Source organism: Mycobacterium sp. (genome assembly GCF_049802695.1).
GTDB lineage: Bacteria > Actinomycetota > Actinomycetes > Mycobacteriales > Mycobacteriaceae > Mycobacterium.
Genome location: NZ_JBARMY010000020.1, coordinates 1 through 2,903, shown reverse-complemented (window position 1 = coordinate 2,903; position 2,903 = coordinate 1). Strand labels below are relative to the sequence as shown.

2 protein-coding genes are annotated in these 2,903 nt (G+C 68.7%); both read right to left on the bottom strand.

The window, feature by feature from the left end; translation table 11 throughout:
• Positions 1 to 36 precede the first annotated feature (36 nt).
• Positions 37 to 1,794, bottom strand: a complete 1,758-nt coding sequence (locus tag WA317_RS00715) for a glycerol-3-phosphate dehydrogenase/oxidase (RefSeq protein WP_425171205.1) — start codon at positions 1,792 to 1,794, stop codon at positions 37 to 39.
• A gap of 71 nt (positions 1,795 to 1,865) precedes the next feature.
• Positions 1,866 to 2,903 (bottom strand): NAD(P)H-quinone dehydrogenase (locus tag WA317_RS00710; protein WP_425171204.1); only part of this gene is annotated, 1,038 nt, incomplete at its 5' end.

Here is a 2,903-nt window from a genome sequence, read left to right as displayed (position 1 = left end):
GTCCCAGCCCGTCCCGCACCGGCAGCGGCGCCGGCCTCAAGTGAGCGGCACCGGTTCGAGGATCTCCACCCGCGCTTCCGGCGCGCCCGACCGCAACGCATCGGCCGACGCGTCGTCGGGTCGGGTCTGCGACAGCACCTCGGCCTCTACGCGCGCGGTGTAGATGTCGACCTCGCGTTCGATGTCGGCGTCGGACCAGCCCAGCATCGGCGCGACCACCTCGGCGACTTCGCGGGCGCAGTCGACACCGCGGTGCGGATATTCGATGGAGATCCGCATCCGGCGCGCCAGAATGTCCTCCAGATGCAACGCGCCTTCGGCTGCGGCGGCGTAGGCGGCTTCCACTTTGAGGTACAGGGGTGCCGCTGTGATCGGGTCGAGCAGGTCCCGGCGATCGGCCGCCATTGCCAGCAGCTCGCTGATCAGCGACCCGTACCGGTCCAGCAGATGTCGCACGCGGTATGGGTGCAGCCCTTGCAGCGCGCCGACGTGCTCGGACTGGTTGATCAGCGCGAAGTAGCCGTCGGCGCCCAGCAGTTGCACCTTCTCGGTGATCGACGGCGCTACCCGTGCCGGAACGTATTGCGACGCTGCGTCGATCGCGTCGGCGGCCATCACCCGGTATGTCGTGTACTTGCCACCGGCGATGGCCACCAGTCCGGGTGCGGGCACCGCTACCGCATGTTCGCGGGACAGTTTGGAGGAGTCGGCGTCTTCGCCGGCCAGCAGCGGCCGCAGCCCGGCGTAGACGCCGTCGATGTCGGCGTGGGTCAGCGGGTTGGCCAGCACGGTGTTGACGGTGCCGAGGATGTAGTCGATGTCGGCTTTGGTGGCTGCCGGATGCGCCAGGTCGAGCGCCCAGTCGGTGTCGGTGGTGCCGATGATCCAGTGGCTGCTCCACGGGATGACGAACATCACCGACTTCTCGGTGCGCAGGATGATTGCGACGTCGCTGACGATGCGGTCCCGCGGCACCACCACGTGTACGCCTTTGGAGGCGCGCACCTTGAACCGTCCGCGCTGCTTGGACAGCGCCTGGGTCTCGTCGGTCCAGACACCGGTGGCGTTGACCACGACGTGACCGCGGACGTCGCCGACTGCGCCGTCCTCGGAGTCGCGCACGCGCACGCCGATCACCCGGTCCCCCTCGCGCAGCATCGAGACCACCTGAGTGGAGGTCCGCACCACCGCGCCGTAATGGGCGGCGGTGCGCGCGACGGTCATGGTGTGCCGCGCGTCGTCGACAACGGTGTCGTAGTAGCGGATACCTCCGATCAGCGAGCTCCGCTTGAGGCCCGGACACAGCCGCAGCGCACCGGCACGGGTCAGATGCTTTTGCGCAGGAACCGATTTAGCGCCGCCGAGCTGGTCGTAGAGGAATATTCCGGCCGCCACGTACGGGCGTTCCCACCACCGCTTGGTCAGCGGATACAGAAACGGCAGCGGCTTGACCAGATGCGGCGCCAATGTGGTCAGCGACAACTCGCGCTCGTGCAACGCTTCGCGCACCAGGCCGAACTCCAACTGCTCGAGGTAGCGCAGGCCGCCATGGAACATCTTCGACGAGCGACTCGAGGTGCCCGACGCATAGTCGCGCGCCTCGACCAGCGCCACCTTCAGCCCGCGGGTGGCCGCGTCCAGCGCGCAGCCGGAGCCGACCACTCCGCCGCCGATGACCACCACATCGAACTGCTCGGCGCCGAGGCGCTCCCAGGCCGACTCGCGTTGTCTCGGGCCGAGCCAGGAAGCCGCCCAGTCCTGCGGCCTGCCCGCTGCGGGAATGGGGACGCTCACGGCCGGCGACTCCTCACTGGGAACTCCTGTTCGGTTACTCGTCAGTAGGTCCTGGACTAAAGATACTCGGGTCAGTCCAGGTCGTCGTCGGCCATCAGCCGGCGCCCGGCTTCGGTGATCGACCCGGACAGCGAGGGGTAGACCGCCAGGGTCTGCGCCAACTGGTTGACGGTGAGGCGGTTCTGCACGGCCATTGCGATCGGCAGGATCAACTCGGAGGCGATCGGCGCGACCACGACGCCGCCGATCACCACCCCGGTGGCCCGCCGGCAGAAGATCTTGACGAAGCCGTACCGCAGCTCGGACATCTTGGCCCGCGCGTTGGTACGCAGCGGCAACATGATGGTGCGAGCCAGCACCGACCCGTCGTCGATGGCGGACTGCGGCACACCGACGGCGGCGATTTCCGGCCGGGTGAACACCGCGGCGGCGACCGTGCGCAACCGGATCGGGGTGACCGCCTCGCCCAGCGCATGCCACATCGCGATCCGGCCCTGCATGGCCGCGACCGACGCCAGCGGCAGCAGACCGGTGCAGTCACCCGCGGCGTAGATGTTGGGCACCGACGTCCGCGACACCCGGTCGACGGTCAGGTATCCGCCGCGTCGCAGCTCAATACCCACTTTCTCCAGACCCAGACCATTGGTGTTCGGCACCGATCCGATAGTCATCAGCGCGTGGCTGCCCGTGACCTCGCGGCCGTCAGCCAGCTTCACCAGAACTCCGTCGCCGGTGCGCGTCACCGACTCCGCGCGCGCGTTCTTCACCAGCTTGACGCCGCGTTCGGCGAAGATCCGCTCGAGCACCAGGGCGGCGTCGGCGTCCTCGTAGGGCAGCACCCGGTCGCGGCTGGCCACCACCGTCACGTCGACACCCAATTCGGTGTAGGCGTGCACGAACTCGGCTCCGGTCACCCCGGAGCCCACCACGATCAGACAGCTCGGCAGGGCCTCGAGGTCATACAGCTGCCGCCAGGTCAGGATGCGCTCGTCGTCCGGGCGCGCCGTCGGCAACTCGCGGGGGCTGGCGCCGGTCGCGATGAGCACGACGTCGGCTTCGCGGGTCGTGGTGGTGCCGTCCGGGGCGGTGATGTTGATGCAGTGCCGCGC